Raw genomic sequence first — 26554 nt, forward strand, 5'->3', positions numbered from 1 at the left:
TCATCGTTACACATGGTGAACAGAAAAATAAAGTCATCATAACATATTGTTTCTATCTGAATACTTTATAAAGGAGGAGGATTAAGGTAGGGATCTCTTTATGAACAACACGCTCAGAGCTCTTTTTGGTGCATGGGTACAAGCATTAGGCACTACCTTATCAGCGATTGGCAGTACCCCCTCATTGAAGATAAAGCAAAAAATTCTTGCGGACTTAAATTTATGGGGAAATGTCATGCAGGCAACAGGGAATGCTTTACTGGCAGAAAGTGAGCAGAAGTTAGATTTAGATAAAATCGGTAACGAAGTCCAAGCCTTTGGTAACTCGACAGTCATCGCCAGTATTTTACTCGATATCCAACGTGAATATAAATTGGAACTAGACATAAAAGGCAACTTGCTACAAGCTCTCGGCAGTGGCATGTCCTTTACTGATGTTTTAGAACATGAACCCTCGATCCCCGATCTTTACAGCCTATACGGTAATCTGCTTCAAGCCATTGGAAACTCGCTACAGGCCCTGGCTGGGATAAATAAACTCCAAGTAGGTGAAGGCGAACACATTAATACAATAGGAAGCTGGATTCAAGCAATCGGTGCTATCCTTACCGCTAAAGCTCAAAGCATGGGTTCAGACGTCTTATAAAAATTTACAATAAAATGAGGGGGCTTCTTTGGGGTGAGCGGTACAGTTCCATTCGAAATTCATTCGAGGAAAGATAGACTTTCCGGTCATGAGAAAAACCAGACGTCAAGCACGCCCGGTCCTTATAAAGTTAAAACACGATTTTTCTGCGAGGATTATTCTCTTAGTAGCTTCCCTTAGTCCTGTGGGCATGAGGAAAGCGGCGTTCTTGATCGAAAATCCACATCGTCTTGATGATCAAACTTCCTGATCCATAAGAAAAAGACTTGGCTACTCGCCAAGCTTTTAGTGTTAAAAGTCAGATAAAATTAATGCTCCTGAAGCTTTTGCCCGACCTCTATAACGGCCCCTCCTTCTTCATGAGAACGAATAGCGGCTTCAATGACCTCTTGTGCTGCTAAAGCATCCTGTCCTGACCCTTCAATATTTTCAGGCATAACCTTCTCTTTGATCTGTTGAACAAAAAAATTAATCCTATTTTTCAAAGTATCGTTAAACTCGCCCATTCCCGTTAAAATGGCATTGCGGATGACTTTCAGCTCTGGGGTGTGATGGGGATATAAGGTGACCTGTTCATACACATTATCAATCACAAACCGGCCTTTATTCCCAGCCACTTCACAATATTCAATAGGATGATGATTGGACATATCATAGCTCCCCATTAAGTGACCAACAGCACCAGAAGCGAATTCTAGATTAATTGAAGCGGTCGACCATACCGTTCTCCCTGGTGCCTTTGTCATAAAGGCTTGAACACGTTTGACATCGCCACAAAAATAGCGCATAACATCTATGGAATGAGGGTGTAAAGCTCTTAAATGAAGCCAGGGACTGGATTCATTCGGATTGCCGATGGTCAATTTCATATTTATAAAGAGTAAGGCCCCTAATGCTCCCTCTTGAATCCATTCTTTCGCCTTATAAGCCGTTGGTACAAAACGGTGATTCAAATCACAGCCTAATCGTACGTTCTGTTGTTTTGCAAGGTCAACCAGCTTTCGTGCCTCATCTAAGCGATTGGAAATAGGTTTTTCCACTAACACATCTTTTCCTGCCTTGAGGGCTAACATCGCCGGTTCAAAATGGTGAGAGCCGTTCTCTACACCTCCTGTTGCTATACTGACAACATCGATCTCTTCCTTTTCTATCATCAACTCGACATCTGTATAGGCATGCACACCGAATTCCTTGGCAACTGAATCCGCCAAAGCCTGATCAAGATCACAAATGGCAACAAATTCAACATCCTTATTCTCTCTATAAGTTTGGCAATGCACTCTGCCAATATGATTGACACCCACAACAGCAGCCTTAATCATTTTATTACCTCCTTCAAGAAAAAGTTAGAGATGTAGATTTTAATAAATAAGTTGAACTTCCCGTTTTGCTTTCGGGCCCGAAGGTGCTTTGACTTCGGACTCTAGTCGACTGCTCGCTTTGATTTTTTTGGAAAACTTGGCCTCCAGAGCAAGGAAGACCAGCTTTTCTACTCATACTTTTTATTCCTTCAATGGCCTTTACTTTTTACCCTTTGAAAAAAGAGGGAAGGTCTTGACCTCGCCCTCCCTTAGATGATGCTTTATTTTTTTAATTTGGCCTGAAGCTTTTGGGCATTGTTGATCGACCCAATATACAAGGATTCATAGGCCTGCTCTGAGCTCTTGAATGGACCTACTCCCAGGCCATGCCAATTGAGATTCGTGTATATCGGATTTTTTCGTCCTGTCTCACTTTCGCGTTTAGCGATATGTCTCTCCATTTTCTCCGTTAAGAGTTGAACCACTTCAGGTTCCTCCTCTGCGACATTATGCAGCTCTTGGGGGTCCTTAAACAAATTATAGAGCTCCACTTCCGGTTTGAAATGAAAATCCGGTTCTAACGCTCGAATCAGCTTCCACTCCGGTGTTCTCCAGCCATGTTTCCTCATCCAAGTACATTCTGTGATATAAAATTCAGGTTGTGCGTTGAATAAGTGCTGTTGATCCCTGATCAAAGGCACTAAACTCTGCCCATCATAATGACCATCTTCATTGTCCAATTCTAAAAGATCCATAATGGTAGGCATGACATCTTTTATTTGTGTCATTTCTTTAATCCGCTTACCCTCAGGAAGTTTTCCTGGATAGCGTAAAATAAGCGGTACGACTAAGGTACACTCATATAGCCCATGATGATCATACCAACAGTCATGTTCATTTAAGGTTTCGCCATGGTCCGCGGTCACAATAATCAATGTTTCCTCTTCAATACCAAGATCTTCTACAGCGGTGAAAATATTTTGGATACACGCATCCATATACGCTATTGAACCATCATATTGCGCATCAACATACTGTGAATCGGTAACCCCCTCTGGAATCCAAGAGCTAAGGAAATCAGCGAAGGGTTTAAAATTATACATGCCTTCTAAAGACGTATTGCTTGGATCCTTCTCGTTCTTTCCATAAAACATCCGATCATAAGGCTCAGGGGGGAGATAGGGAGAATGGGGATCCATATGCCTCAGGAATAAGAAAAACGGCTCTTCTTCGTTTGCTAGTCTTTTCAGTTCAGGAATCGCCACTCGATTAATATTTCTGGCTTTTGGCGCTCTCCCTGTCTCATCAGGTGACCACGCCTCGTAATCTAAGTAATTTTGAAAACCTCTTGAAGAAGGATTTCCTGTAAAGCCTATACAGGTCGTATTGTATCCATTTTCTCCTAATTGTTCAGCGAGTGTTTTGACATGTCCCCCTAGTGGTCCCTCGTGCCGCAAAGCCACCACATCCGTTCCAAAACAATCCATCCCAGTCAGCATTGAGGCATACCCAGAGGTGGTAGGAATGCTAGGGCTAAAATGATTTTCAAAAAGGACCCCACCTTCAGCAAACTTACCGATATGTGGTGTTGTTAACCGCTGATACCCATAGGCACTCATATGATCTCTTCTTAAACTGTCAATTCCTAGTAAAAGAACATTTGGTCGTTTTTTCATTATCTTTTAAATCCCTTCGGTTGTGGTTTCTCTAGCATTTAAAGCTTTAAGACAAGCATTTAAATACCCATAGCTTTCTGCGGCAATAATAGAAACTTCTGCTAAAGAATGTTGATTGGCTCCAATGACTTCAAGACAAACCGGTCCTGAATACTGGCCATCGACCATAGCTTTACAATAAGCATATAGATCGATATCGCCTCGGCCACAAGCTTGATCCTGAATGGGTCCAGGACCTTTATTTCGGCCCTTGCAATCTCGAATATGAATATGTTTAACACGACTTAATACTTTTTTGAGGGATTCTTGAGGTTCTTCCATACTGCGATAAATATGGCTTGGATCCATATCAATACCAAAAGCGGGTGAAGAGATGGCCTCCATAGCTCTCAATGTCGTCGGTGTATCATGAATGGCATTACCGAAATGGGCTTTGACACAAAGGGTCACACCATAGGCCTCAGCTTTTTTGGATAAGGCGGCTAAAGTCTCAATGGAAGCCTGTAAGTCCTCCTCAACGCCTTCTTTTCCACCTGGACCCACATTAACCACAGGGATACCAAGCGCTGACGCCGCCTCAAAAGCTTTTGTAAGGCGGGCATCATCGAGAGAAGCCACTTCCATTGACAACAGTTCAAGTCCATTATCGGCTGCCGCCTTTTTGATTTCTTCCGCTTGTTCTTCCCATCTATCCAATTCTAAGTGTTCACACATGCCTTTTATCGCTGCAATTTCCACGCCATCATAACCACTCAAGGCGATCATTTTTGCAGCCGTAGCAAAATCAAAGTCTCTAAACAGTACCGAATTCACACCAAGTTTTATCATTTTTTATTAAACCTCCTGTGATTCAAGCAAGCGTTGTTGTTCAATGGTCACAATTGTTCCTGTTTCCCATGACTTAATCGCGGCTTCAATAATCGTTTGTGCTTTATAAGCATCTGCCCCAGACCCGTTCACTTTGTCATAGGTGACACCCTGTCGGATCTGTTCCACAAAGTCACTAATTCTACTTTTAAAGGTTTCATTAAACGAGCGCATACCGCCTAGATAGCTATAACTCTCGGTTTCAATACTTTTTCTTGGATAATACGTGAGTTGCTCACACGCATCCTCTATAACAAAGCGGCCCTTTGAACCGACAACCTCACATCTTTCTAAACCATAACTTGCCCCCGCATCATAACTGCCGACAAGATTCCCAATGACACCGTTTTCAAATTCAAGCAACACTTGAGTATTGGACCATATCTCCCGTCCCTCACCCTTCATCATAAAAGCCGCAACCCGCTTCACATCTCCACAGAAGTAGCGCATGACATCCAAAGAATGCGGGTGTAGCGCGCGCAGATGGAACCAAGGAGAAGACTCCACCGGATTATTAATCCACATTCTCATATTGATCATATGCAATTGGCCTAACCGGCCCTCATTAACCCAATCTTTGGCTTTTTTAGCTGCCGGTGTAAAACGATGATTCAAATTGATCGCATAAGGGATTTTTTTATTTGCAGCCAGCTCTACCATGCGCTTCCCTTCATCAATGTTGTTAGAAATAGGTTTTTCCCCTAAGACTGGGATCCCCGCTTCAAGCAATTCGATAGTGGGAGCATAGTGTTCACTTCCATTTTCTTCGCCCTTAGTACACACACTGACAAGATCGAGCTGAATGCCACTCCTAAGCAATTCCTCAACACTATAAAATGCCTTGCCGCCAAATTTTTCAGCAGCTGCATCTGCCTTCGCCTTAATAATATCGCAGACAGCCACAAGCTCCACATCCGGATGGTTCTTATATACCGACGCATGGATACTCCCTATATTCCCGACACCAACGACGCCAACATTAACCATATTCTATTTCCCTCCCATAATCTTTCAATAATTCTATTGTACGGACTTCTTGCATGATTTTCATTGTCTATCTCGCCTTAAGTAGTGGGGATTACGCCAAATACAAAGATCGCTATACAGATTCTTTTAACTGGCCTCTATATTGTCCCGGTGAAATCCCCACATAGCGCCGAAAGAGTCTCGAGAAAAAGGCCGGGTCCTCATATCCCACCTTAAAAGCAATCGTAATGACTTTTTCATCTGTATTTTCCAAAAAGTATTTTGCACGCTCGACACGGATTTTGTGGACCATCTCAATGACAGTCAGACCGGTTTCCTGTTTAAATAATCTGTTTAAGTGCCGCTGACTAATATTGAAAAGTTCACTAAGTAAAGGGATGGTAATTTTATCATCATAGTGTCTCTCCAAGTACCCACAAATCCTTAAAATGAGCAATTTTTTCTCATTGCAAAATGGATTGGTCCCGTCTGTTAAACAATGGACCTCATTGTATATGCGAGAAAGTAAAATTAAGAGCTCGACCATTTTTAATCGAATTAAGGTAGGGGAACCCAATTTTAAACTTTCAAATTCACTGAGCATCCCTTCTAAAATAGACTGGACTTGAAGAGAATCATGATTCGATAAATTAAGATGATGATGAAAGCGATCATTACTATCTAAGAAGGGCTGGATATAAAAGAAATCAATGGATTGAGAAATCCCTAACTCCTTCAACAAAGACGGTTCGATTAAGCCTGGTAAAAATAAACAGTTGATAATCTCTATTTGTTTTCCAGGTGGAATGCTAAAGGTATGATCCTCCCCAGGATTAATAATAAAAACATCCTTGGCGTTAAGTTTATAGTGCTTGCCTCTAAAAACATGATTGGCTTCACCATCAACGATATAAATCAACTCAACAAAATCATGGGCATGCACAGGTGGTGAATTCTTAGAGTCATGAATAAAGCGATTAATACAAAAAGGAAAGGTTTCTTCCTTCATAAATTGATCTCTGCTATAAACGATCATTGTTCCCCATCGCTCCTCTCGCTTTTTCATAAAGTGTCTCAAAAATGGACATCTCATAATGACTTCTCCTGATGTCAGCCCTTCCCATTAACCCCCACTTCTTTTTGCCAGACCCTTTTCTGGATGATATGCGAGGGCTAAATATTTTAGCCTCACTGTTTTCAACGCTTTCCATTATCAAGGACTTTCATGAATATATGGTTGACTTGAAAATTTTGATGTCGTCTTTTAGGTTCCTTGTTTTGCTCCTCTTAACCCCATTCTCCAATAATGTTTAAAATCCTTTGAGATTCTTAGATTCATTCCCATTCGTTTTTTACTCGTATGGATCATTTTAAATATGTTTAAAACTTATATCATAGTCATTCCAGACAAAAACAGGGTCGATCCCGCCTTAGAAATCTAATGAAAAGCATACCCATTCCTTATTAGAGCAACTAAGAAAAACCGGGTGAAAAACATCCTCAGTCCTCATTCAGTTGAGCATAAAAGGTTTTTTACCAAAAGGCACCGTCAACACCAAGTGGATGTGAGCGGAAGGCGCGAGATTCGGAACACTTATATAGAATGGTTCCTCAGCGCCGCTGACTTTTCAGAGACCCCGATTGTGCGTTGAACACCGCCTCCGCCCACATCAAAAAATCGTAAATATACGACTTTTCTGCCGAGGCTTTTTCTTCCTATATTGTTAATGTATTATCTCTAAAACACTCTCCTGCCTATTTTTTATAATAGAATTGTTCACCACTACAGTTCAGAGCTGTAGAATACCCTTTTTCCGTAAGATTACCGAGATTTTCATTAACGATTACAGGCTGCTTAACATTCATGAGTGGGCTAAAAAACCAAATATGTTTTTTCACTTCGTCTCTTATCTGTTGATATACTTCAGTCCGTGCCTGCTCAGGGGGCACGAGATACAACTGGTTGATTAAATGATAGAGAGATTTAACGTCTTCAGGTGGCTCTTCTCCCTCTTTTCCATTGGACGTTTCCCATTTGTCCCAAAGGGGATCCCAATTGCCATTATCCCATTCTCCAGTGTACCAGCGATTTAAAGGTGTCCACATCATTGAGGCCTGTAATTGATTGGCTGCTTTCCGCTGTCCCCATAGTGCACCGTCAATCGTTTTCATCGTCACATCTATACCCAGATCTCTCCATTCTTGCACGATGATCTCTGACATGGGAACAAAATCTGGTGATGCTGGCTGGATTTCATACGTAAAGGAAAAATGCGAGCCATCCGGTGCACGTCTCCAGCCATCAGGTCCCTTTTTCATGCCTATCTCGTCTAATAATTTATTTGCTTTTTTTATATTATATTGGTTATCCATCAATGGCGATGGCTCGGCTAGTCCATAGTAAACACTATCAATAATCTCATCCGTGGGAATGGCAAGGCTCAATGCTTCTCTGAACTTTTGATTCCTAACCACTTCCCTCCAAGTGGGATCCTTATAGGTTAGATTAAGAAACAACGTCGTTGGGACCGTCGCCATCTTGGAGATTAAGACTTTAGTCTCTGTATTCTCGGCTCCTTTCTTATACATCGCTGTCTTCGCTAAAGATGCCGATTCACGCGCAAAGTCTACCTTTCCAGAAATGATGTTCAAATTAACCATTTCCATATCCTGCACATAGGTGCTATGGATTTTATCGATATATGGCAATTGATTGCCCGCCGCGTCAACTTTAAAATAATAAGGATTGCGAACATACTCTGTAAAAGTATCTGTGCTTTTCGAAATTTCCCAAGGATATAAGACAGGAAATCCTTTGGCCTCCCTATGATTTAATTCATTATTTAATATGTCTTTTACTCCAAATAATTTAACCCAGCTATCCATATTCGCAGCTTTTAATTCTGCCTTCAATTGCTTTGGACTGGCGTATTTTTGATGATACTCCTTGAGATAATGATAGGGCTTTAATAAATCAGTATACCCGCGCCAACCAACAGCGGACATTTGAATGGGAAAGCCCGGATAAGGTTTGTCAAATGAAATTTGAAAAGTATAAGGGTCAATGACTTTAAACATCATCGGTTTCCCACTTGAGTCATTTCCTGTCTTTAACCAGGCTGGAAAATCAGGTGTGAGCTCTTTATTAAAAAGGACATCGTTAACCGCAAAACTAACATCTTTCATTGTGACTGGATAACCATCCGACCATTTTAGCCCCTTTCGCATATAAAACGTAAACGTTTTGTTATTATGACTCACATCATAGCCCTTTAAAATATTCCCAGTGATTTCTTTGCCCAGATACCCTGGAGTATTCAACAAGGGTTCATTATCCATGACGAACACATCGGCATCCCAATCCACTACTGAAGTAACTGTTTTTAGTGTCCCCCCATATTTTCCTATCGTATAGTGAAGTTCACTTGTGGGCATTTCATTAGTAAGCTTAGGTTCATCCGGTAATCGTTGTCTAACCGGTGGGAGGTCTTGGCTGTCTAACATTGGGCTTTGATAAAACTGTGTGATTTCAGAGACATCACCATGATCCACCTTTGTTTGTTTTTCATGTACCGTTTGGTTCGGATACACTGTCGCTAAGTTAGTGATATCCGGTTCATTACTACAAGCCACCATAGACATTAACACTAATAGGAGCAGCAACATGCCAATGGAGTGAAAACTCTTTTTCCTTTTCATAAAGCCCCTCTCCTTAACTTAAGCTAGACCGTCCTCAGTCTGCTATGACTAGGGCATTATATAAGGCCCCGGAGTGGCCATCCGAGGCTCCTTTTTACAAACACTTTTCTTTTAACCCACTCTCTTAGACTTGAATCTTCTTATCAGCCTCCAGGACTCTATGGCATACGTTTACAAAATTGTCACGATTGACGTATTCCAAAATGAACGGCACATCCTCTGTATATTGATGATACAGCTTTAAAAATTGCGGCCAATCAATGTCTCCATCGCCGACAATCCTTCCTTTAGCATCGTTGACCTTACGATCCTTGCCATGAAAATAACCAATATGGGGTGCTAAATAATGGAACATATCTGCCTCTGAGCTATTTGCTATTAAGTTAGCTGGATCAAGTAAGACGCGAATGCGATCCGATCCGACCTGATCTATAAAGTCAGCCATCCGTTTGGCGCTCGGGACAATATCCAAGACACAAGGCTCCAAAGCAACATAGACATTATGTTTCTCAGCTCTGTTTGCTAACCACTTAAAAGTGTCAACAAATTTTTCAAAGGCAGATTCATAGGTTTCGAGTTGGATCCCACGCTTTCCTGGAATAAAGCCGCATTCAGTTGCCACAAAGGGGACATTGTTATAAGCGGCAATTTCCATTAATCGTTCAAAATAGGCGAGATTCTTTTCAAGTTCCTCTTCATTAGGCTCTAATACATTGGTAAATACGCCGATCGATGTGACAGTGATCCCCTTGTTCCGATAAATATCGACGATCTCCCTGCTTCTCTCATTGGTTAAATCGGAAATATCCGAACGACCATTGTACACCCAATAATTCGAATCGGTTTGTGAAAAGCATAATTCTGTCCACTTCAGACCGCTTTCTGCCATCACTTTTGCGGTTTCTTCATTTGTCAATTCTGGAAAACTTCTTGTCACAACACCAAGGTCCATTACATATCCCTCTTTCAATTTAAAATGTCATTTAATTCTGTGCTCTAAGCGTGTCGAGATCGGTGTTTAGCTATCCCGATCAAGCCGCCCCCAATGATGCATTCAACACAAAAGACAAGGATTGAATCTATATGCCATGCCCTCATTCCAAATAATGCAGGGACAATTTGGCAAGCAGCCAAGAGAAAGATCTGCCCGCTCGTCATGAGGCAAAAATGGTGCATAAGCTTTTTGTGACGCGTCCCTTTCAAATAATAGTACTGGCTAAAAATAACAACAAATAACCAGAGGATGCCGAAGACGACAAAAGTAAAACTATCAACGGCTCGCCACGCTTCTTGTTTAATTGAGCTCGTCGCCATGTAAGTAAGAACGAGGTTCCTTAACATAAACCAGTTCAAAAATCCGATCATACCCGTTATCGCCGCCAATAAATAAGAAACAAGAGTAGACATCGCGGTCTTTTTATTTGAATTGAGATTAGGATTCATTCATTTTCCCTTCTATTTTCTCTTCAAAATTTTGTTGACGAAGTGTTTTCAAACGTGTTAATAAAAGGTTTCGCGTTTTTTCATCCTCTACGAGTCTCGTGGTCTTCGTGTATTTCATAAGATGATCCAACTGACGCGCATATTTCTTTTCCGCTTGCACACGAACTCTTGAAATGTCGTTGTCTCTACCGCCCTTATTTTCCAATGCTTTTATTTTTTTATCAAAAGCTTCCGTCCATTGCTTGGGAATTTGACCTGAATTTAAGATGGCTTCTAAGTCACGATGTTTATTCCCAATATAGTGCCTCGCGATAACATTAACAAACCATGCCGATCCCACCATTATCAAGAACAAGACAACAAGAAACAATACTAGAAGCAAAGCGAGGGTCATTGTCCTGCAGCCCCTGTTAACTGAAGGTCTTTGGCAAAATGACAGGCGGCAAAATGACCCGGTGCGACCTCTTCGAAAGCCGGTGCTTTCTTTCTGCAAATGTCTTTGGCGTATTTACAACGCGGATGGAAGTAACAGCCTGAGGGAGGATTTGCTGGATTAGCCACTTCTCCCTGTAGGACAATGCGTTCTTTTTTTACCCTCGGATCGGGGACGGGTTTGGCTGATAGAAGACTTTCAGTATAGGGATGTTTCGGGTTCTTGAAGACGTCATCCGTCGCTGCCGATTCCACCATTTTCCCGACATACATGACACCGATTTTATCAGAAATATGTTGAATCACTCCGAGATCATGGGAGATAAACAAGTAGCTAAGATTGAACTGTTCCTGAAGGTCCTCTAGTAAATTTAAGATTTGTGCCTGTATTGAGACATCAAGCGCCGATACGGACTCGTCACAAATGAGCAGGCGCGGATTGGTCGCCAAAGCTCTGGCAATTCCGATCCTCTGCCGTTGCCCCCCACTAAAGGCATGAGGGTAACGTTCGAGATGTTTGCTATTCAGACCAACGACCTCCATGAGAGATTTAACCCGCTCACGAAGCTGGTTCCCACTTGCTATTTTGTTACAAATTAAGGGTTCTCCAATAATATTGAGTACAGTCATCCTTGGATTTAGTGAAGAATAGGGATCCTGAAAGATAAGTTGCATATCCCTACGATAGTTTCGCAAGTCTTTAGGGCTCAACTCCGTAATATCGACCACATTTCCTTTTTGATTGCGAAACTTTATCGACCCCTCTGTGGGTTCTATAGCTCGCAAAATACAACGTCCAAGGGTTGATTTTCCACAGCCAGATTCGCCCACCAATCCGAAGGTTTCTCCTTCATTGATGGTTAAATGTACATCATCTACAGCCTTGACATAGCCAACAGTTCGCTTTAAAAACCCTTTTTTAATTGGAAAGTATTTTTTCATTGCATTGACCTCTAAAAGAGTCGCTTCAGTTCCCATTTATCTTCCCCCCCTATTCTTTTCGTCCACGAGCACACACCTGACATAGTGGCCGTCTTCAATCTTAACAAGCGGAATATCCTGGACATTACAAACCCCGTCTTGGGCAAGCTTGCAACGTGAAAAGAATCGACAACCTTTGGGCAAGTTGATCGGTGTGGGCACATTCCCTTCGATGGCCTCCAATCGTTTATTTTCTGCTGCGCCCACAGATGGCATTGATTTCAATAGGGCTAATGTATAAGGATGCTTGGCACCATGAAATAAAGTGTCCACATCGGTATACTCCATCACTTGCCCCAAATACATGACCGCCACATTATCAGACATTTCCGCGATGACACCCAAATCATGCGTAATAAAGATAATCGAGGTCCCGGTTTTTTCTTTCAAATTGTTCATAAGCTCCAAAACCTGTGCTTGTAATGTCACATCAAGCGCCGTTGTTGGCTCATCGGCAATTAAGATGGCTGGATTACTTGCCAAAGCCATCGCAATCATGGCCCGCTGCCTCATACCACCAGAAAGTTGGTGGGGATATTCATCAAATCTCTGTTCTGGATTAGACATGCCCACTTCTCTAAGCGATTGCAAAACGATTTCCTTGGCTTCATTTTTATCTTTGGTCCGATGGAGCAGCACTGTCTCCATCATTTGGTTCCCGATCGTATGCACTGGGGAAAAAGCTTTCATTGGCTCCTGAAATATCATTGAAATTTCCCCGCCTCTAATCTTTCTAATCTCTTTCCCATTCATAGGGAGTGTTGCTAGATTAATATTCTTTCCCGTTTCTTCACTGCGAAGGATAATCTCCCCTTCTAAATGTGCTGTTTGTGGAATGATGCGCAGGATCGACTGAGTGGTCACGCTTTTTCCACTCCCGCTTTCACCGACAATACCGAGTGTCTCTTTTTTTCTTAAAGAGAGATCAACACCGTCTACGGCCTTCAAAAGTCCTTCATGAAGTTTGAAATGGATCTTCAAGTCTTTGACCTCTAAAATGGTTTGCTCATCGGATATCACCTTAGATTCCCCCTTGTCTTTTATGATTTATAAGGATCAGCGGCATCCCGTAATCCATCTCCTAAAAAGTTGAAGATTAAAACGGTGACAATAACAAAGGCTACTGGCCAAAGTAACCATGGATGGAAAGCAATGCTCTCCAAATGCTGAGCATCCTCAAGCAAAACACCCCAACTAATTGCGGGAGCCTGCAAACCCAGACCAAGGAAACTGAGTGAGGTTTCCCCTAGAATCATCGTCGGAATCGTAATTGTCAGATTGACAATCATATAGCTCGTCATTGAGGGTAAAAGGTGTTTAAAGATTATCCGAGAATTACTTGCCCCTGCTAATCTTGCAGCCATTGTAAAATCTTCTTCCCTAAGCGCTAACATTTGCCCACGAACAACTCTGGCTAATCCGGTCCAGCCGATGACCGATAGAATCAATACCATTCCAAAATATGTTTGGGATGTCGACCAACTGCTGGGTAAAGCTGCCGCCAAGGCCATCCAGAGGGGAATCGTCGGCAAACTGAGCAATAAATCAATTAATCTCTGAATAATTGTATCGGCGACACCGCCAAAGTATCCCGAGATGCCTCCAAGAATAATCCCAAAAATAAATGTGAAAAAGATCCCGACAAACGCAAATGAGAGTGAAATACGCGAGCCATATAAAATCCTTGTGAATAAGTCTCGGCCCAAATCATCTGTTCCCATGATGAAAAAGGGTTTTGTTGAATCTTCTAAGCCGATAAAGTGGGTCTTAGTAGGGATAATCCCCAACAGTTTATAAGATCCCCCTTTAACAAAGAAATGCAGATAGTATTTTTTAGATTTATCCTCAACATACGTCCTTCTAAAGGTTTCCTTGTTGACCTTCAGCTGCAAATCATAAACAAAGGGACGACTTATACCGTTCTCATCAGAAAAGTGGACATTGGCAGGCGGTGCATCCTTATAGGTCTTAAATCTTTCATTTGGAAGATGTGGACTCCAAAAGCTACAAAAAATAGCCATTATGATGAGAACAATAAAGAGTACCGCAGCTACAAGTGCCATTTTATTTTTTTTGAAATTCCACCACGTCAGTTTCCACTGCGATGCAACCTCATAGCCCTCTTTTTGCTTTTTTACACTTTTGGGTGTAACAGGGGGCTGATTGTTTGTCTCTATTCCAGTACTCATTCTTCCATCCCTCCAAATCTAATGCGAGGATCAATCCAGGCAAGAAGAATATCCGAGATCAGTGTTCCGATAACAGTGAGTACACTTAAAATGAGTAGAAAACTCCCCGCTAAATACATATCCTGGTTCATGAGCGCGTTCAGCAGGACCGGACCCGTTGTTGGCAAATTAAGGACAATCTCAACAATCGCCGATCCCGAAATCAATGCGGGCAATGTCCAGCCAATGGTACTAACCAAGGGATTTATCGCTAAACGAATAGGGTATTTAAATAAGAGTTTCTTTTCAGCGACACCCTTTGCCCGGGCGGTAATCACATATTGCTTACCGAGCTCATCTAAAAGCATTGCTCGCGTCGTCCGAATCAACCCCGCCGTCCCTGCTGTTCCAACAATCACAACAGGAACCCATATCCGTTCCAGCATACTTACTATTTTCCCCCAGCTCCATGGCTGTCCGACATATTCAGGAGCAAATAAACCCGAAATCGCCAGACCCGTATGATCGAAAACATAGAAGACAATGACCAAAGCAATGAGGAAATTTGGCACCGCCAAACCGATATATCCGATAAAGGTGAAAATATAGTCAAAGATGGAATACTGCCGAACAGCCGAATAGATACCAATGGGAATCGCAATCACCCATGTAAAGATTAGCGAAAAGATGGCGATGAGCATCGTTAGACCAATGCGATCTCCTATCACCTTAGTCACTGGCTCTTGCCATTGGAAGGAGTTCCCAAAGTCCCAATGAAACAAAATATTTTTCATCCAAATAAAATACTGCACATAGACTGGCTGATCCAACCCATATTGGTGTTGTAAATTCAAAACTTCACTCTGATTGACTGCCGTACCCGACAATTCCAATTGTTGAATGTAAGTTGTTAAGTAGTTCCCAGGTGGTAATTGGATGATCACAAAAATAATGATGGAGATAGCAATAAGCAGCGGTATCAATTGAAGTAACCGATGACCAATATAATTCAACATGCCCTTTCCCTCCTTCAAAATGCGTTCTTTATATTCAACCCCCGAAGACATAGATTGCTTTTAACCTATCAGGCTAGTATCATCCTTAGGTCTAAGCCTCATGTCCCTCTCTATTTTTTGTAGTAGAGTTGTTCACCACTAAAGTTCAGGGCAATGGCATACCCCTTACCAGTAACGTTGCCGAGCTTTTTGTTAACAATCACTGGCTGCTGGACATTCTCAATGGGACTAAAAAACCAATTGTGTTTGTTTACCTCATCCTTAATTTGCTGGTATACCTCCGTGCGTGCCTCTTCAGGTGGCACTTGATAAAGCTTATTTACTAAATCGTAAAGATGCTGGACATCCTTAGGCGGTTTCTCACCTTCCTTACCATCTGTCGTATCCCATTTATTCCATAGGACGCCAAATTTATCTTGCCCCCAGCTGCCTTCATACCAACGGTTGACATCGATCCACATCATCGAACATTGAAGACTGTTGGCCGCATTACGCTGACTCCATAACGCCCCATCAATCTGTTTCATCGTGACATCGATACCTAAATTCCGCCATTCTTGAACAATAATTTCTGTCATAGGGACAAAGTCAGGTGAAGCTGGCTGAATTTGAAAGGTAAAAGAAAATTTCGAGCCGTCTGGTGCTCTTCGCATGCCATCCTTACCTTTTTTCATGCCCATTTCATCTAAAAGCTTGTTGGCTTCTTTAGGATCATAATCTGATTTAATTAAAGTTGATGGATCAGCAAGTCCATAATATACCGTGTCAATAATTTCTTGCCGAGGAATGGCGAGGCTTAATGCCTTCCTAAATTTTTCATTTCCTGCAACCTTTCTCCATACCGGATCCTTGTAGGTCAAATTAAGATAAAAGGTCGTGGGGACAAGGTGCATTTTTGCTAAAATTACCTTGAAATTTGAGTTTTTGGACCCTTTCTTGTACATCGCCATTTTCGATAAGGCAGCAGATTCACGTGCAAAATCAGCTTTTCCTGAAACCATGTCCAAGTTGACCATTTCCATATCTTGAACATAGGTGCTATGGATTTTATCAATATAAGGCAACTGATTCCCAGCAGCGTCGACTTTAAAGTAATAAGGATTGCGCGTATATTCCGTGTACGTATCGGTGCTTTTTGAGACCATCCACGGATTTAAGACTGGAAATCCTTGTGCGTCACGATGTGTCAGCTCGGTGTTGATAATATCTTTTTTATTAAAGAGCTGTACCCAGTCCGTGACACCGGCCTTTTTCATCTCAGCTTTCAATTGCTCTTGATCTGCATACTTTTTATGATATTTCTTTAAGTAATGATACGGCTTCAGAAGGTCGTTATACCCACGCCACCCTTTAACAGATAATTGAATCAGAAAACCAGGGTAGGGCTTGTCGAAGGCTATTTTAAAAGTTAAAGGGTCCACCACTTTAAATGTCATCGGCTTGCCTTGAGGATCATTTCCAGACCGTAACCATGCCGGAAATGACGCAGTCAGTTCATTGTTAAAAATGACATCATTAATGGCAAATTCAAAATCCTTCATGGTGACAGGGTAACCATCAGACCATTTCAATCCGTCTCTGAGATGAAACGTGAATGTCTTATGATCCGGACTTTCTTCATAGCCCTCCAGTACATTGCCGGTGAATTTTTCACCGATAATCCCCGGTGTATTAATTAAAGGCTCATTATTCATAACAAACACATCAGCGTCCCAATCAACCACCGATGTCACGGTATTCATTGTGCCCCCATACCTACCAATATGGTAGTCAAGTTCATCCTCAGGCATTTCATTGGTTAACTTAGGCACCTTGGGCAATCTTTTTTCAACTGAAGGTAAATCCTTGTTCTCTAGCATTGGACTCTGGTAATATTTCTTAATTTCCGAAACCTCACCATTGGTGATACTTGTTTGTGCCTTGTGTACCTTTTGATTGGGATAGGAATTTCCAGCACTAGCATTTGATTTAGTACTATAACCACACCCAGCCAATGAAAGAGAAACTATAATGATCAAGGTCAAAATCAGCAACATGTTCTTCCTCATCCGCATAAAACGGTCCTCCTTCTCACAAATTTAATATTAAAAATTTACTTAATTATTAAAAATGTATGCGCATTCACAATAAAATACTGTGAAATGTCTAGGATTATGCCTATTAAGTTTTTTATTTTAATAGTCTAGCGCTAAAAAACATTGCCACTATACCCTATACCAGTTGAATGAATAAATTTATTTAAAACCTCGTTCTCTTAGATGGTTTTTACAATTCAGCACTTCTTCGCTTGAATTCAGTTGGAGTCAGTCCTGTAATTTCTTTGAAGTTACGACAAAAATAATGGGGGCTGGAATACCCCAGGTTAATCGCTACCTCATTCACACCACTCTCTTCAAGGAGAAGAAATTTAGCCTTACGGATCCGTTCCTGCATAAGATAATGCTTCGGCGACTGACCTGTGGCCTCTTTAAAGAGTTGAGCAAAATAAGTAGGGTGATAGCCACATATCGCTGCTAAATCTTCCATCTTCCAATTGAAATTTTCCTCATTACGTATCGCTTCTAAAGCTGGAGCAATTTTCTTTAAGGCAATGGGAGAATGCTGCCCCTTAATCTGTTGGCGTAAAATCGCTGTAAGTAACTGGATGAGTAATCCTCTAAGTACTAATGGATATCCCGGTCCTTCAGAACGATATTCGCGAACAATTTGTAAAAACAAGTCCTCTACTGCTGACGATGTAATGTAGTGGGGAAAAATAAGCTCGCCATATCCATTAACCTCAATACTATAGTTTTCAGGTGGTTGATCTAATGTCCAAGCGCCATGATAGCGAATGCCATAATCAGGATGAATAGGGTCTATAGAGGATTGGTCCCAACTATAATGGACACTGGCAAAAGTCATTGGATCTAATCTTGAAGAGATAAGGTGATGAGGACTATTCGGGCCGTAAAATATTGTGTCACCCGATGATAGATGGAATTGCTGTGACCCTAGATACAGTTCAGCTTTACCAGAAATAACATAAAGCAATTGGCAATCGGGAATCGTTCTTGGTCCCCATTCTTGTCCGGGGAATGTCACCATTTGATTAGCAAAATTGACTGTCGGATGAAGGTTGAACAAAGGACCGATACGGACAGTGGTTTGAGTCATTTTTTGCCACCACCAAAATGGGATGATTGAACAATACTTCTGTAAAAAGTGCAACTATTGTTTGGAAAGTTCTAACGACTTTACCCCTCCTCTCCTTTATCCTTAACTTATAAAAATAAGGAGGCTGACACGATGCTAACTGAAAAACAAATTGAACAGTTTGACGAAAATGGTTTTATCAAAGGCGGTCGTGTAATGAGTGACGAACAAGTGGATCGTCTTCGTGAAGAATTGGATCTAGTGATGTCGGGCAAATCAGTGAAAAAACCCGTCTTAAATCGCAATATGCTTGATGGCAGCGATCAAAGCATGGGTATGGGTATGGAAATGAAACAAAATGAAACGGTGGTACAGATCGTCAATATCTGGATGGCTAGCGATGCCTTTTTACAACATGCTCGTAATGCAAAAATCTGTGAAGAAGTCGCTCAATTATGTCGAACCGACACGTTGCGGATTTGGCATGACCAAATTCAATATAAACCCCCTGTTACCGGTGGCCCTGGTTCTTGGCACCAAGATCATCCGGCGTGGCCGATTATTGAACCTGCAGATCTAGTGAGTGCGTGGGTTGCTCTCGACGACGCCACTATTGATAATGGCGCTATGTGGATGGTTCCCGGCAGCCATAAATGGGGGAATCATGATAAATATATTTCAAGTTCTAGTGATTATAAACCGGTTCACGAAAAGCCTGAGCTCTTACCAGAAGGCGCGAACATTGAGCCTGTTCCTTTCGAAATCAAGAAGGGACACGTCGGCTACCACCATTGCTTGACATGGCATGGAAGCCGTAATAACCCAACAGATAGAAAACGCCGTGCGATCGCTGTTCACTTTATGCCTGGGCACACGCGCTACGTTCCAACTGGTAATCATCCTATGGAACCCTTCATTGATGTGAAGCCCGGTGAAATTCTTACAGGGGCCAATTTCCCGGTTGTCTATTCTAAAAATCAAGCCCATCAAATTTCTTTATAGCTATTGTTTAAAAGATTAAGGGGAGATTGTAAGCAATCTTCCTTTAATCTTTCAATTTCCAAAGGACTATAAGACCATCACTATAAGCTTTTTTATAGGGTGATCTCTGGAGAACAATAGAGTCTCTCACTCTCTATTGGTAAGCGCTTACAATAAAGGGACTCTCTATCCTTCAAAACTTAAATTTCCTACGTTACATTAGCACAGATCCCCCTTAAGCTTTCTTTTTTAACACGATACAAAACCAAAGGATAGGCTAAAGGACCCTTTGCGAAAAACTTGGCTTCCGCCAAGTCCTTATCAAAAGAAGACAAATTTTTCTACCGATCTCTTTAGTGCTTCGACGACTTTCTTATTCTTTAAGAAAAAACGTGCAAAGTCCGGTCCTTATTAAAGCACTGAAAAAGTTTTTAATACCAAAAGGCACCGTTAGCACCAAGTGAATTGGAGCGGAAGACGCGAGACTCCGGCGGGAACAGCGCACGTCCGGAGATCCACTTGGAAAACAAATAGTCAATCCCGATGACCAGAATTTTATATTTTCTCATCCTTTAAAAAACTAACTTACCCATCCCTAGGTATTACTCACTTTACTAGCGTGGCTTTACTTTAGTCGCCACTCCTTTTTCATCTAATCTTGCAGGGTCAGGATTTTCACTCCAGTCTTGCCATGTCAGATTGTATTGTTTCAATATCTGCTCAATACGCCTTTTAAATGGAAGACCTTCTTCCTTAAGCACTTTTAACATCGGATCTTCACGGCCCTTTATTTTCTTCTCGACCCAGTGCTCCAATTGTTTTTCAAAATCCTGAGTCACTTCTGGCAATACCTCAGCTAAATTGTGTTCCTCACTAGGATCCTCTCTAAGGTCATATAACTCGTGGTACGGACGGACAAATGGCCCAGAATCCAGAGTTCTAATATACTTATAGTTTGGTGTTCGAAGCCCTCGACTCGCTTGCCATGCGCATTCACTAAGATAGATTTCTGAGTGAAGCTGCTGGGTTTTCCCTTCAACGACTGGCCATAAGCTTTTGCCGTCAAGCCCCTCTATATTAGCCTCCCCTACCGCCTCCAGAATCGTCGGCATAAGATCAGCATGTTGAACCAGAGCCTTCACCCTTTTGCCGGGCGCTATTTCCTCAGGCCAGCGCATCAACAAAGGCACATGAACAGTAGTATCATAGAGCCCACAATGATCCCAATAAATATCATGCTCTGTTAAACTTTCACCATGATCACCAAACAAAATAAGTAGTGTTTCTTCTTTAATGCCTAAAGTATCTAAGTGGTCATCTAAGTCTTTAAGGAGATCATCTAAATATCTGATCTCTGCATCATAAAGGGCATTCATGTAATCCTTATCTGTAATGCCTCCGAGTAAATCATAATGATGCTGTTTAAAAAAGGGATAGGCGCGGTGGTGAAGCGCTTCGTCCATACTTTTATTGTTTGCATCATAAGGATCTATTTTTTTCAAATAGAATTCAGGAATATAGTTCTTCGGTGGTAGATAAGGCGTATGAGGATCCCAGTAGTGCAAGAACAAGAAAAAGTCATCCTCTTTATGAGCCGTTAACCAAGGTTTTGCATAAGCGTTAATCGTTTGCCCATCAATCCAGCGTTTCTCTCCTTTCGTATTGATATAGTAACGATAACCTCTCGCAAACCATTCTTTTAAATGATATAAATTATCGACCGCGGCTGTGACCAGACCCTTGCGTCTTAGAAGATCAGGCAACCATTCAACACTTTTAGGCAAATAGGAGTGCGTCGATCCATGAGAAACCACCCCTGTCGAGAGCCCTACTTTTCCTGTGAATAAACTTGTATGGGCGACTTCCGTCGGAATATCAGAAGCAAACGCATTTTCAAACAAAACACCCTGTTTTGCAATGTCATCAAGATAGGGACTTGTTTGTAATGGGTATCCATAACTCCCTAGGTGATTCGCTCTTAAGGTGTCCAGTGAGATTAAGATAATTTTCAAAAGGCCTCATCCTCTAATCCTTTTCTGTCTATAACAACTAGTTTAAATATTTTCAAATTTTAAATCATAGTCATTTCAGACAAAAACATGGTGTATTCCGCCGTTCACATTGTTTTTCATAAAAAAACTGCCACACTAACAAAAGAGAGCCCCACGACGAAACAGGAGCAGAACTAACAAAAGAGCGGTGCGTGTGCACATTAGGGACCGCTGACTCTCGAAAGAAGCATCTCACTAACAAATGACAGCTTCAACTTCCAGATCGCACACGAAACAAGAGCAAAAAAACCCAAAGCAGAGGTTAAAACGGCTGCCTTGGGTTAATCAGAACAGGGGGCACTCCCTTAATAGAAAAGTAAAATTACGGCTACATCACAGTGCACAAATTAGCCATTTCAATGGCTGTCACCGCAGCATCCCAACCTTTATTTCCCGCTTTAGTGCCGGCTCTTTCAATCGCTTGCTCAATAGAATCAGTAGTCAAAATCCCAAAGATCACTGGGACACCTGTACTTAAAGACACTGACGAAACACCTTTAGCAGCTTCATTACAGACAACATCATAATGAGAGGTTGAGCCTCTGATCACAGTCCCTAATGTGATCACAGCATCATAGTTATGACTTTCTGCCAACTTTTGAGCAATCAAGGGGATTTCAAAAGCCCCAGGAACCCAAGCCACATCAATATTTTCTTCAGAAACACCGTGTCTTCTTAAAGCATCCTGAGCCCCACTTAATAGTTTACTTGTAATAAATTCGTTGAAACGTCCCACCACAATTCCTATTTTTAAATCATTTCCTATTAAATGTCCTTCATAAAGTTGTCCCATGACAGCTCCTCCTACCGTTATTAATAATGAAAAAGATGACCTAATTTTTGTTCCTTTGTCTTGAGATACTTCTCGTTTTCCTCTCTTGCCTCCATTTGTAAGGGGGCACGCTCTGTCACTTCCACACCATACTGTTGAAGTCCCTCAATCTTTCGCGGATTATTGGTTAAAAGCTTGACTCTACTTACGCCGAGATCTTTAAGAATCTCGGCCCCGATTTTATAATCACGAAGATCGTCAGCAAAGCCTAAATGTTGATTGGCTTGAACCGTATCCAAACCCGCTTCTTGCAGTTTATAGGCCTTCAATTTATTTAATAAACCGATGCCCCGTCCCTCTTGGCGCAGGTACACTAAAACCCCTTTGCCCTCTCTATCAATCTCTCTTAGGGCCGCGTGTAATTGCGGACCACAATCACAGCGATAGGAACCAAAAACATCTCCAGTAAGACACTCTGAATGAAGTCTCACAAGGACAGGCTCACCAGTATCAACAGTCCCTTTGACTAAAGCCATGGGCTCTTTACCCTTTTCAAAGTGTGAATAGCCAATCGCTTTAAAATTACCAAACTCTGTTGGAAGTTGGATGTCCACCTCTCTGGATATGAGCCGCTCTTTTTGTTGCCGGTATTGAATTAAGTCCTTTATCGTGATCATTTTCAAGCCAAACTGATTCGCGATCCTCCGAAGTTCAGGTACCCGCGCCATGGTCCCATCCTCATTCATAATTTCACAGATGACGCCTGCAGGCTTGGCTTCGCATAACTTCGCTAAATCCACAGCAGCTTCTGTATGTCCCTCTCTTTCTAGAACCCCTCCATTTTTAGCGATCAGAGGGAAAATATGTCCTGGACGTTTGAAGCCTCGCGCGCTCTCTTCAGGTTTTAACATATTGAGAATCGTCGCCGAGCGCTCATAAGCTGAGATACCCGTCTCGGTGGATTCGTGATCTATGCTTACTGTAAAAGCAGTGTGATTACGATCACTATTCCAAGCAACCATAGGATGTAATTCAAGACGGGCGGCTAGATCCTCTTCTATCGGGACACAGACAAGTCCTCTTCCATACTGAGTCATAAAGTTGATTGTCTCAGGGGTCGCCTTTTCCGCAAGCACGACGAAATCCCCTTCATTTTCTCTTGTTTCATCATCACATACGATAACGATATGCCCTTGTTTAAGGTCTTCTAATGCTTCCTCTATTGGGTCAAACATGACGCATCCCTCCTTATGCGAAGCCGTTTTGTTTTAAAAACGACTTGGTCATCTGTGAAGACTTTTTGGATGACTCTTGATCTACTAGAAAATGATAAATATATTTGCCCATCATATCGGATTCGATATTCACGACATCATTCACACCTTTTTCTCCTAAAACAGACATCGCCATGGTATGCGGGATTAAAGAAAGGGTAAACGTCTCCTCGTCAATATCAAAAAGCGTGAGACTGGTGCCATCAACAGCGACCGATCCTTTAACGATCATCGTCTTTAATAGTTCCGGGTTTGTCTGGATCTTATAATCACAGGCATTTCCACGTTGTTTTTTACTTTTGATTTTGCCGATGCCATCGACATGACCCGTGACAAAATGACCACCAAATCTCCCCTTCGCTCCCATCGCCTTTTCAAGATTGACCCTTGAACCCCTTTGAAGAGATTGCAAGCTTGTCGCACGAAGCGTTTCATGCATAACATCTGCGGTAAAAGTATATGTAGAAAAGGAGGTGACAGTTAAACACACCCCATTCACCGCTATACTTTCGCCTCGTTTAATATCCTCTAGCATGTTATGTGCCTCAATGGTTAACACAAACGCCTCGGCCTTTTGCGAAATGTCAGAAACACGGCCGATTTCCTCAATAATCCCTGTAAACATTAGATTTCACCTCCCCATTTAGGAATAGATACAATGCGTATATCTGGACCTATTTGGCATACCTCTTCTATTTCCAATGAAAGGGCCTCATCTATATTGGCGATTCCGTCTCCAGCAAATGACGTCGGCGCCCCACTCCCGCCAATCAGTTTCGGGGCAATATAAGTGATCACCCTCTGAAAGTGACGTTCCTTAAGAAAGCTGCCGAGTACTTCAGCGCCACCCTCAACAAAAAGTGAGGTTATGCCTAGCTCGCCAAGGTGACTGAGCATGTCTTGTATAGGAATGTGTTTACTGTTCATTTGGATAATCTTTATTCCGAGATCAGTAAAATGGCGGATCCATTCACTTGTCACCTCTGAACCGACCACAATCCATGTCGGCGCTTCATGATCTTGAATGATTTTAGCCCCAAGCGGTGTTCGGAGTGAGGTATCTAAAATTACTCTAACAGCCGGTTTGACCTCGTCACTTACTCTCACTGTCAAGCGAGGATCATCTTTGATCACCGTATTGACGCCTACTAAAATAGCATCATGGGTGTGACGAAAATGATGAACATCCTGTCTAGAAGCCCGACTCGTGATCCATTGGCTTTCCCCCGTATAGGTAGCGGTTTTCCCATCTAGACTTACAGCCGCTTTTAGCGTGACATAAGGAAGACCTGTTTGGATAAAGTGGAAAAACACTTGATTGAGTTTGCGCGCTTCCTCTTCTAGAAGACCGACCTCGACGTCGATCCCTGCCTGCTTCATCTTTTCAATCCCTTTCCCCGATACAAGGGCATTGGGATCTTGGGTAGCAACATAAACCTTTTGGATGCCAGACTGAATGATTAAATCGCAACAAGGCGGTGTTCTTCCAAAGTGATGACAAGGCTCTAGAGTGACATAAAGCGTCGCGCCTTTGGCCTTTTCACCCGCCATACGAATAGCGTGCACCTCTGCGTGCGGTTCACCCGCTTTTAAATGAGCGCCTAGGCCAATCACTTGATTATTCTTGACTAAAACAGCTCCAACCACGGGATTAGGCGACGTTTGCCCGACCGTTTCTTTTGCAAGAGTCAAGGCGAGCTCCATAAATTGTAGGTCAGACACGTTTTCCCCTCCTCCAAACAAAAATAAGACCCAGAAGTCATCACTCCTGGGTCTTTACTCGCTAAATTCAAATGCAACAAAATAAAAGGTGAAATAAAGGGACACATCCCCCTACTTTTACCTCATTGCTACTCTCCTTCTCCCATCCAGACTTTAACTGTCGGCTCTGGAGTTACACCAGATCCACCGTTTAACACAAAAGTATTAACCGGGTCACGGACTTAGAAGCACTGCTTCATCACCGCCGGTTGGGAATTTCACCCGACCCCGAAGGAATTCTTATTCAATTATTTAATGATCATTATACTTTAAAAAATGCAAAAGGCAAATAAAAAATCTTTAACTCACTATTTACTTAAACTCCTGGATGGCGACATCAAGTCTATCAACAAGTGCCTGTAAATCGGGGCTATAACTCGTCTTTATCCTCTCATAAATGAGTCTAGCATCGGCTTCATCATAAATATGAGATGTTTTATTCCTATCCGTCAACATATCAATCCATCGCTCACCATCATCGATCAAACCATAGGCAAAAGCTTCACGAATAGCATCTCTGGGACTTCTTATTTCACTAATGCCCTTAAATTCCAAAAAGAGTTTTATTGTTTTCCAACACAGTTCAAAAGTGAATTCAAATCTTTGAATGACACCATCATACACAATATCATGAACAAGGTGAATTTTTGTTGCTTCGTTAAGCCTTTCACTTGCACGTTTTAACTCAATGAACCTCTCATAAATCCTTTCCTTGTTCATACATCACCACTCCATCTTTATGTATGTTATCGATTAATTTTTGCTTTGTTAATCGTTCTAAAAAAACAACATCAATTTTTAGTGGTGTCGACATCTCATGAATGGCATCTTCAATAAGATTAGCCTCTGTATGTGTGAGCGCTGCTGTTTCCAAGGCAAGATCAATATCAGAGGACCTTTGATAGTCTCCCCGAGCTCTGGAGCCAAACAGTATGACTTTTTTAATTCGACCATCCCGAGCGCAATACGCCTTTAGTTCATTAACAAACCGTACGGTAATGCCTGTCGCTTGCCATTCATCACACATAACATCACCACCTCGCTCCATCTTCTATATGAGTATAATCTTATCAGCAAATCACTTAAAAATCTAATAGGAGAAACACTACCAAAAACAGCGTCAGCAATCCAGTTGATTGGAACGGATGATTGCGAGATTCAGAACACTTATATAAAGTGTGTTCCTCAGCGCCGCTGACTCACGGATGCCTAAACTAGAGTCCTGCGGGAACAGCACGTGTCCGAAGATCCACTTGGGACCCCCACTATATTATTCCCAAGTTAGCTGAGGCCACTAAGGACGATCGGCTAAAAACGTCACGTCATTAAGGAACTTCGGCTAAGACCGTCACGTCCGTGTGACACCGCCGAAGCTAGCACCTCAA

General features: G+C 42.1%; 24 protein-coding genes and 1 riboswitch. Of the genes, 2 read left to right on the top strand and 22 right to left on the bottom strand.

The features are described from left to right. Positions 1–100 precede the first annotated feature (100 nt). On the top strand, positions 101–646 hold the full coding sequence (locus tag IEV91_RS02675) for a DUF6944 family repetitive protein (RefSeq protein WP_188495826.1): 546 nt from the start codon (positions 101–103) through the stop codon (positions 644–646). Between the two features lie 308 nt (positions 647–954). On the opposite strand, the gene IEV91_RS02680 is transcribed toward IEV91_RS02675, so the two are convergent. The 15 genes from IEV91_RS02680 to IEV91_RS02750 form a co-directional block, all read right to left on the bottom strand. After that, positions 955–1968, bottom strand: coding sequence for a Gfo/Idh/MocA family protein (locus IEV91_RS02680; RefSeq protein ID WP_188495828.1), 1014 nt, complete (start codon positions 1966–1968; stop codon positions 955–957). A gap of 260 nt (positions 1969–2228) precedes the next feature. Further along, a complete protein-coding gene (locus tag IEV91_RS02685; RefSeq protein WP_188495830.1) occupies positions 2229–3623 on the bottom strand; it encodes a sulfatase family protein in 1395 nt (464 codons plus the stop codon). 6 nt (positions 3624–3629) lie between these two features. Continuing rightward, positions 3630–4451: a sugar phosphate isomerase/epimerase family protein gene (locus IEV91_RS02690; protein WP_188495832.1), complete on the bottom strand. Its 822-nt coding sequence runs from the start codon at positions 4449–4451 to the stop codon at positions 3630–3632. A gap of 6 nt (positions 4452–4457) precedes the next feature. Continuing rightward, positions 4458–5477 carry a Gfo/Idh/MocA family protein gene (locus IEV91_RS02695; RefSeq protein ID WP_188495834.1) on the bottom strand — a complete coding sequence of 340 codons (1020 nt, stop codon included), beginning with the start codon at positions 5475–5477 and terminating at the stop codon, positions 4458–4460. 112 nt (positions 5478–5589) lie between these two features. Further along, positions 5590–6549 carry an AraC family transcriptional regulator gene (locus tag IEV91_RS02700; RefSeq protein ID WP_188495836.1) on the bottom strand — a complete coding sequence of 320 codons (960 nt, stop codon included), beginning with the start codon at positions 6547–6549 and terminating at the stop codon, positions 5590–5592. A 662-nt stretch (positions 6550–7211) separates the two neighbouring features. Further along, positions 7212–9155, bottom strand: a complete 1944-nt coding sequence (locus IEV91_RS02705) for an ABC transporter substrate-binding protein (protein WP_188495838.1) — start codon at positions 9153–9155, stop codon at positions 7212–7214. Positions 9156–9279: 124 nt separating this feature from the next. After that, entirely contained in the window at positions 9280–10107 is an 828-nt protein-coding gene (locus IEV91_RS02710) for a sugar phosphate isomerase/epimerase family protein (RefSeq protein WP_188495840.1), read from the bottom strand. Positions 10108–10151: 44 nt separating this feature from the next. Continuing rightward, entirely contained in the window at positions 10152–10598 is a 447-nt protein-coding gene (locus tag IEV91_RS02715) for a hypothetical protein (RefSeq protein WP_188495842.1), read from the bottom strand. After that, positions 10588–10992 carry a hypothetical protein gene (locus tag IEV91_RS02720; protein ID WP_188495845.1) on the bottom strand — a complete coding sequence of 135 codons (405 nt, stop codon included), beginning with the start codon at positions 10990–10992 and terminating at the stop codon, positions 10588–10590. Before IEV91_RS02720 ends, IEV91_RS02715 begins: the two co-directional genes overlap by 11 nt. Then, on the bottom strand, positions 10989–12008 hold the full coding sequence (locus IEV91_RS02725) for an ABC transporter ATP-binding protein (RefSeq protein WP_188495847.1): 1020 nt from the start codon (positions 12006–12008) through the stop codon (positions 10989–10991). Before IEV91_RS02725 ends, IEV91_RS02720 begins: the two co-directional genes overlap by 4 nt. Beyond that, positions 12009–13031: an ABC transporter ATP-binding protein gene (locus IEV91_RS02730; RefSeq protein WP_308419998.1), complete on the bottom strand. Its 1023-nt coding sequence runs from the start codon at positions 13029–13031 to the stop codon at positions 12009–12011. It lies immediately after the preceding gene. A gap of 20 nt (positions 13032–13051) precedes the next feature. Beyond that, the gene (locus IEV91_RS02735) at positions 13052–14200 is read right to left on the bottom strand and encodes an ABC transporter permease (RefSeq protein WP_188495849.1); all 1149 of its coding nucleotides are present in this window, start codon (positions 14198–14200) and stop codon (positions 13052–13054) included. Beyond that, positions 14197–15195 (bottom strand): ABC transporter permease, encoded by a 999-nt coding sequence (locus IEV91_RS02740; protein ID WP_188495852.1) that lies wholly within the window; start codon positions 15193–15195, stop codon positions 14197–14199. Before IEV91_RS02740 ends, IEV91_RS02735 begins: the two co-directional genes overlap by 4 nt. A gap of 110 nt (positions 15196–15305) precedes the next feature. After that, positions 15306–17249 carry an ABC transporter substrate-binding protein gene (locus tag IEV91_RS02745; protein ID WP_204871240.1) on the bottom strand — a complete coding sequence of 648 codons (1944 nt, stop codon included), beginning with the start codon at positions 17247–17249 and terminating at the stop codon, positions 15306–15308. Between the two features lie 211 nt (positions 17250–17460). Further along, the gene (locus IEV91_RS02750; protein WP_188495854.1) at positions 17461–18351 is read right to left on the bottom strand and encodes a helix-turn-helix transcriptional regulator; all 891 of its coding nucleotides are present in this window, start codon (positions 18349–18351) and stop codon (positions 17461–17463) included. Positions 18352–18483: 132 nt separating this feature from the next. Here IEV91_RS02750 and IEV91_RS02755 point away from each other — a divergent pair, with 132 nt between their 5' ends. Next, on the top strand, positions 18484–19332 hold the full coding sequence (locus tag IEV91_RS02755) for a phytanoyl-CoA dioxygenase family protein (RefSeq protein ID WP_188495856.1): 849 nt from the start codon (positions 18484–18486) through the stop codon (positions 19330–19332). Positions 19333–19925: 593 nt separating this feature from the next. Here the strand turns inward: IEV91_RS02755 and IEV91_RS02760 are convergent. From IEV91_RS02760 to IEV91_RS02790, 7 genes are all read right to left on the bottom strand, one after another. Continuing rightward, positions 19926–21323, bottom strand: a complete 1398-nt coding sequence (locus tag IEV91_RS02760; RefSeq protein ID WP_188495858.1) for a sulfatase family protein — start codon at positions 21321–21323, stop codon at positions 19926–19928. Between the two features lie 367 nt (positions 21324–21690). Further along, positions 21691–22155: a 6,7-dimethyl-8-ribityllumazine synthase gene (ribH, locus tag IEV91_RS02765; RefSeq protein ID WP_188495860.1), complete on the bottom strand. Its 465-nt coding sequence runs from the start codon at positions 22153–22155 to the stop codon at positions 21691–21693. Positions 22156–22175: 20 nt separating this feature from the next. Continuing rightward, positions 22176–23369, bottom strand: coding sequence for a bifunctional 3,4-dihydroxy-2-butanone-4-phosphate synthase/GTP cyclohydrolase II (locus IEV91_RS02770; protein WP_188495862.1), 1194 nt, complete (start codon positions 23367–23369; stop codon positions 22176–22178). 13 nt (positions 23370–23382) lie between these two features. After that, positions 23383–24033: a riboflavin synthase gene (gene ribE, locus IEV91_RS02775; protein WP_188495865.1), complete on the bottom strand. Its 651-nt coding sequence runs from the start codon at positions 24031–24033 to the stop codon at positions 23383–23385. Next, on the bottom strand, positions 24033–25112 hold the full coding sequence (gene ribD, locus IEV91_RS02780) for a bifunctional diaminohydroxyphosphoribosylaminopyrimidine deaminase/5-amino-6-(5-phosphoribosylamino)uracil reductase RibD (RefSeq protein WP_188495922.1): 1080 nt from the start codon (positions 25110–25112) through the stop codon (positions 24033–24035). The genes ribE and ribD overlap by 1 nt, the downstream gene beginning before the upstream one ends. Positions 25113–25260: 148 nt before the next feature. Next, a riboswitch (FMN riboswitch) is annotated at positions 25261–25409 on the bottom strand. A 72-nt stretch (positions 25410–25481) separates the two neighbouring features. After that, positions 25482–25889 carry a nucleotidyltransferase substrate binding protein gene (locus IEV91_RS02785; RefSeq protein WP_188495867.1) on the bottom strand — a complete coding sequence of 136 codons (408 nt, stop codon included), beginning with the start codon at positions 25887–25889 and terminating at the stop codon, positions 25482–25484. Then, positions 25867–26196, bottom strand: coding sequence for a nucleotidyltransferase domain-containing protein (locus IEV91_RS02790; RefSeq protein WP_188495869.1), 330 nt, complete (start codon positions 26194–26196; stop codon positions 25867–25869). Before IEV91_RS02790 ends, IEV91_RS02785 begins: the two co-directional genes overlap by 23 nt. Positions 26197–26554: the final 358 nt, after the last annotated feature.

Origin of the sequence: Pullulanibacillus pueri, assembly GCF_014639255.1 — a bacterium.
In the GTDB taxonomy this organism is placed as follows: Bacteria; Bacillota; Bacilli; order Bacillales; family Sporolactobacillaceae; genus Pullulanibacillus; species Pullulanibacillus pueri.

Bases quoted from the DNA above. Each gene is read 5' to 3' on its own strand.
- IEV91_RS02700 (WP_188495836.1), bottom strand. From the start codon at position 6,549: ATGAGATGTCCATTTTTGAGACACTTTATGAAAAAGCGAGAGGAGCGA.
- ribD (WP_188495922.1), bottom strand. From the start codon at position 25,112: ATGGAGCTCGCCTTGACTCTTGCAAAAGAAACGGTCGGGCAAACGTCG.
- IEV91_RS02770 (WP_188495862.1), bottom strand. From the start codon at position 23,369: ATGTTTGACCCAATAGAGGAAGCATTAGAAGACCTTAAACAAGGGCAT.
- IEV91_RS02690 (WP_188495832.1), bottom strand. From the start codon at position 4,451: ATGATAAAACTTGGTGTGAATTCGGTACTGTTTAGAGACTTTGATTTT.
- IEV91_RS02675 (WP_188495826.1), top strand. From the start codon at position 101: ATGAACAACACGCTCAGAGCTCTTTTTGGTGCATGGGTACAAGCATTA.
- IEV91_RS02790 (WP_188495869.1), bottom strand. From the start codon at position 26,196: ATGTGTGATGAATGGCAAGCGACAGGCATTACCGTACGGTTTGTTAAT.
- IEV91_RS02685 (WP_188495830.1), bottom strand. From the start codon at position 3,623: ATGAAAAAACGACCAAATGTTCTTTTACTAGGAATTGACAGTTTAAGA.
- IEV91_RS02715 (WP_188495842.1), bottom strand. From the start codon at position 10,598: ATGAATCCTAATCTCAATTCAAATAAAAAGACCGCGATGTCTACTCTT.
- IEV91_RS02705 (WP_188495838.1), bottom strand. From the start codon at position 9,155: ATGAAAAGGAAAAAGAGTTTTCACTCCATTGGCATGTTGCTGCTCCTA.
- IEV91_RS02740 (WP_188495852.1), bottom strand. From the start codon at position 15,195: ATGTTGAATTATATTGGTCATCGGTTACTTCAATTGATACCGCTGCTT.
- IEV91_RS02710 (WP_188495840.1), bottom strand. From the start codon at position 10,107: ATGGACCTTGGTGTTGTGACAAGAAGTTTTCCAGAATTGACAAATGAA.
- IEV91_RS02785 (WP_188495867.1), bottom strand. From the start codon at position 25,889: ATGAACAAGGAAAGGATTTATGAGAGGTTCATTGAGTTAAAACGTGCA.
- IEV91_RS02755 (WP_188495856.1), top strand. From the start codon at position 18,484: ATGCTAACTGAAAAACAAATTGAACAGTTTGACGAAAATGGTTTTATC.
- ribE (WP_188495865.1), bottom strand. From the start codon at position 24,033: ATGTTTACAGGGATTATTGAGGAAATCGGCCGTGTTTCTGACATTTCG.
- IEV91_RS02680 (WP_188495828.1), bottom strand. From the start codon at position 1,968: ATGATTAAGGCTGCTGTTGTGGGTGTCAATCATATTGGCAGAGTGCAT.
- IEV91_RS02695 (WP_188495834.1), bottom strand. From the start codon at position 5,477: ATGGTTAATGTTGGCGTCGTTGGTGTCGGGAATATAGGGAGTATCCAT.
- IEV91_RS02735 (WP_188495849.1), bottom strand. From the start codon at position 14,200: ATGAGTACTGGAATAGAGACAAACAATCAGCCCCCTGTTACACCCAAA.
- IEV91_RS02750 (WP_188495854.1), bottom strand. From the start codon at position 18,351: ATGACTCAAACCACTGTCCGTATCGGTCCTTTGTTCAACCTTCATCCG.
- IEV91_RS02725 (WP_188495847.1), bottom strand. From the start codon at position 12,008: ATGGGAACTGAAGCGACTCTTTTAGAGGTCAATGCAATGAAAAAATAC.
- IEV91_RS02745 (WP_204871240.1), bottom strand. From the start codon at position 17,249: ATGCGGATGAGGAAGAACATGTTGCTGATTTTGACCTTGATCATTATA.
- IEV91_RS02720 (WP_188495845.1), bottom strand. From the start codon at position 10,992: ATGACCCTCGCTTTGCTTCTAGTATTGTTTCTTGTTGTCTTGTTCTTG.
- ribH (WP_188495860.1), bottom strand. From the start codon at position 22,155: ATGGGACAACTTTATGAAGGACATTTAATAGGAAATGATTTAAAAATA.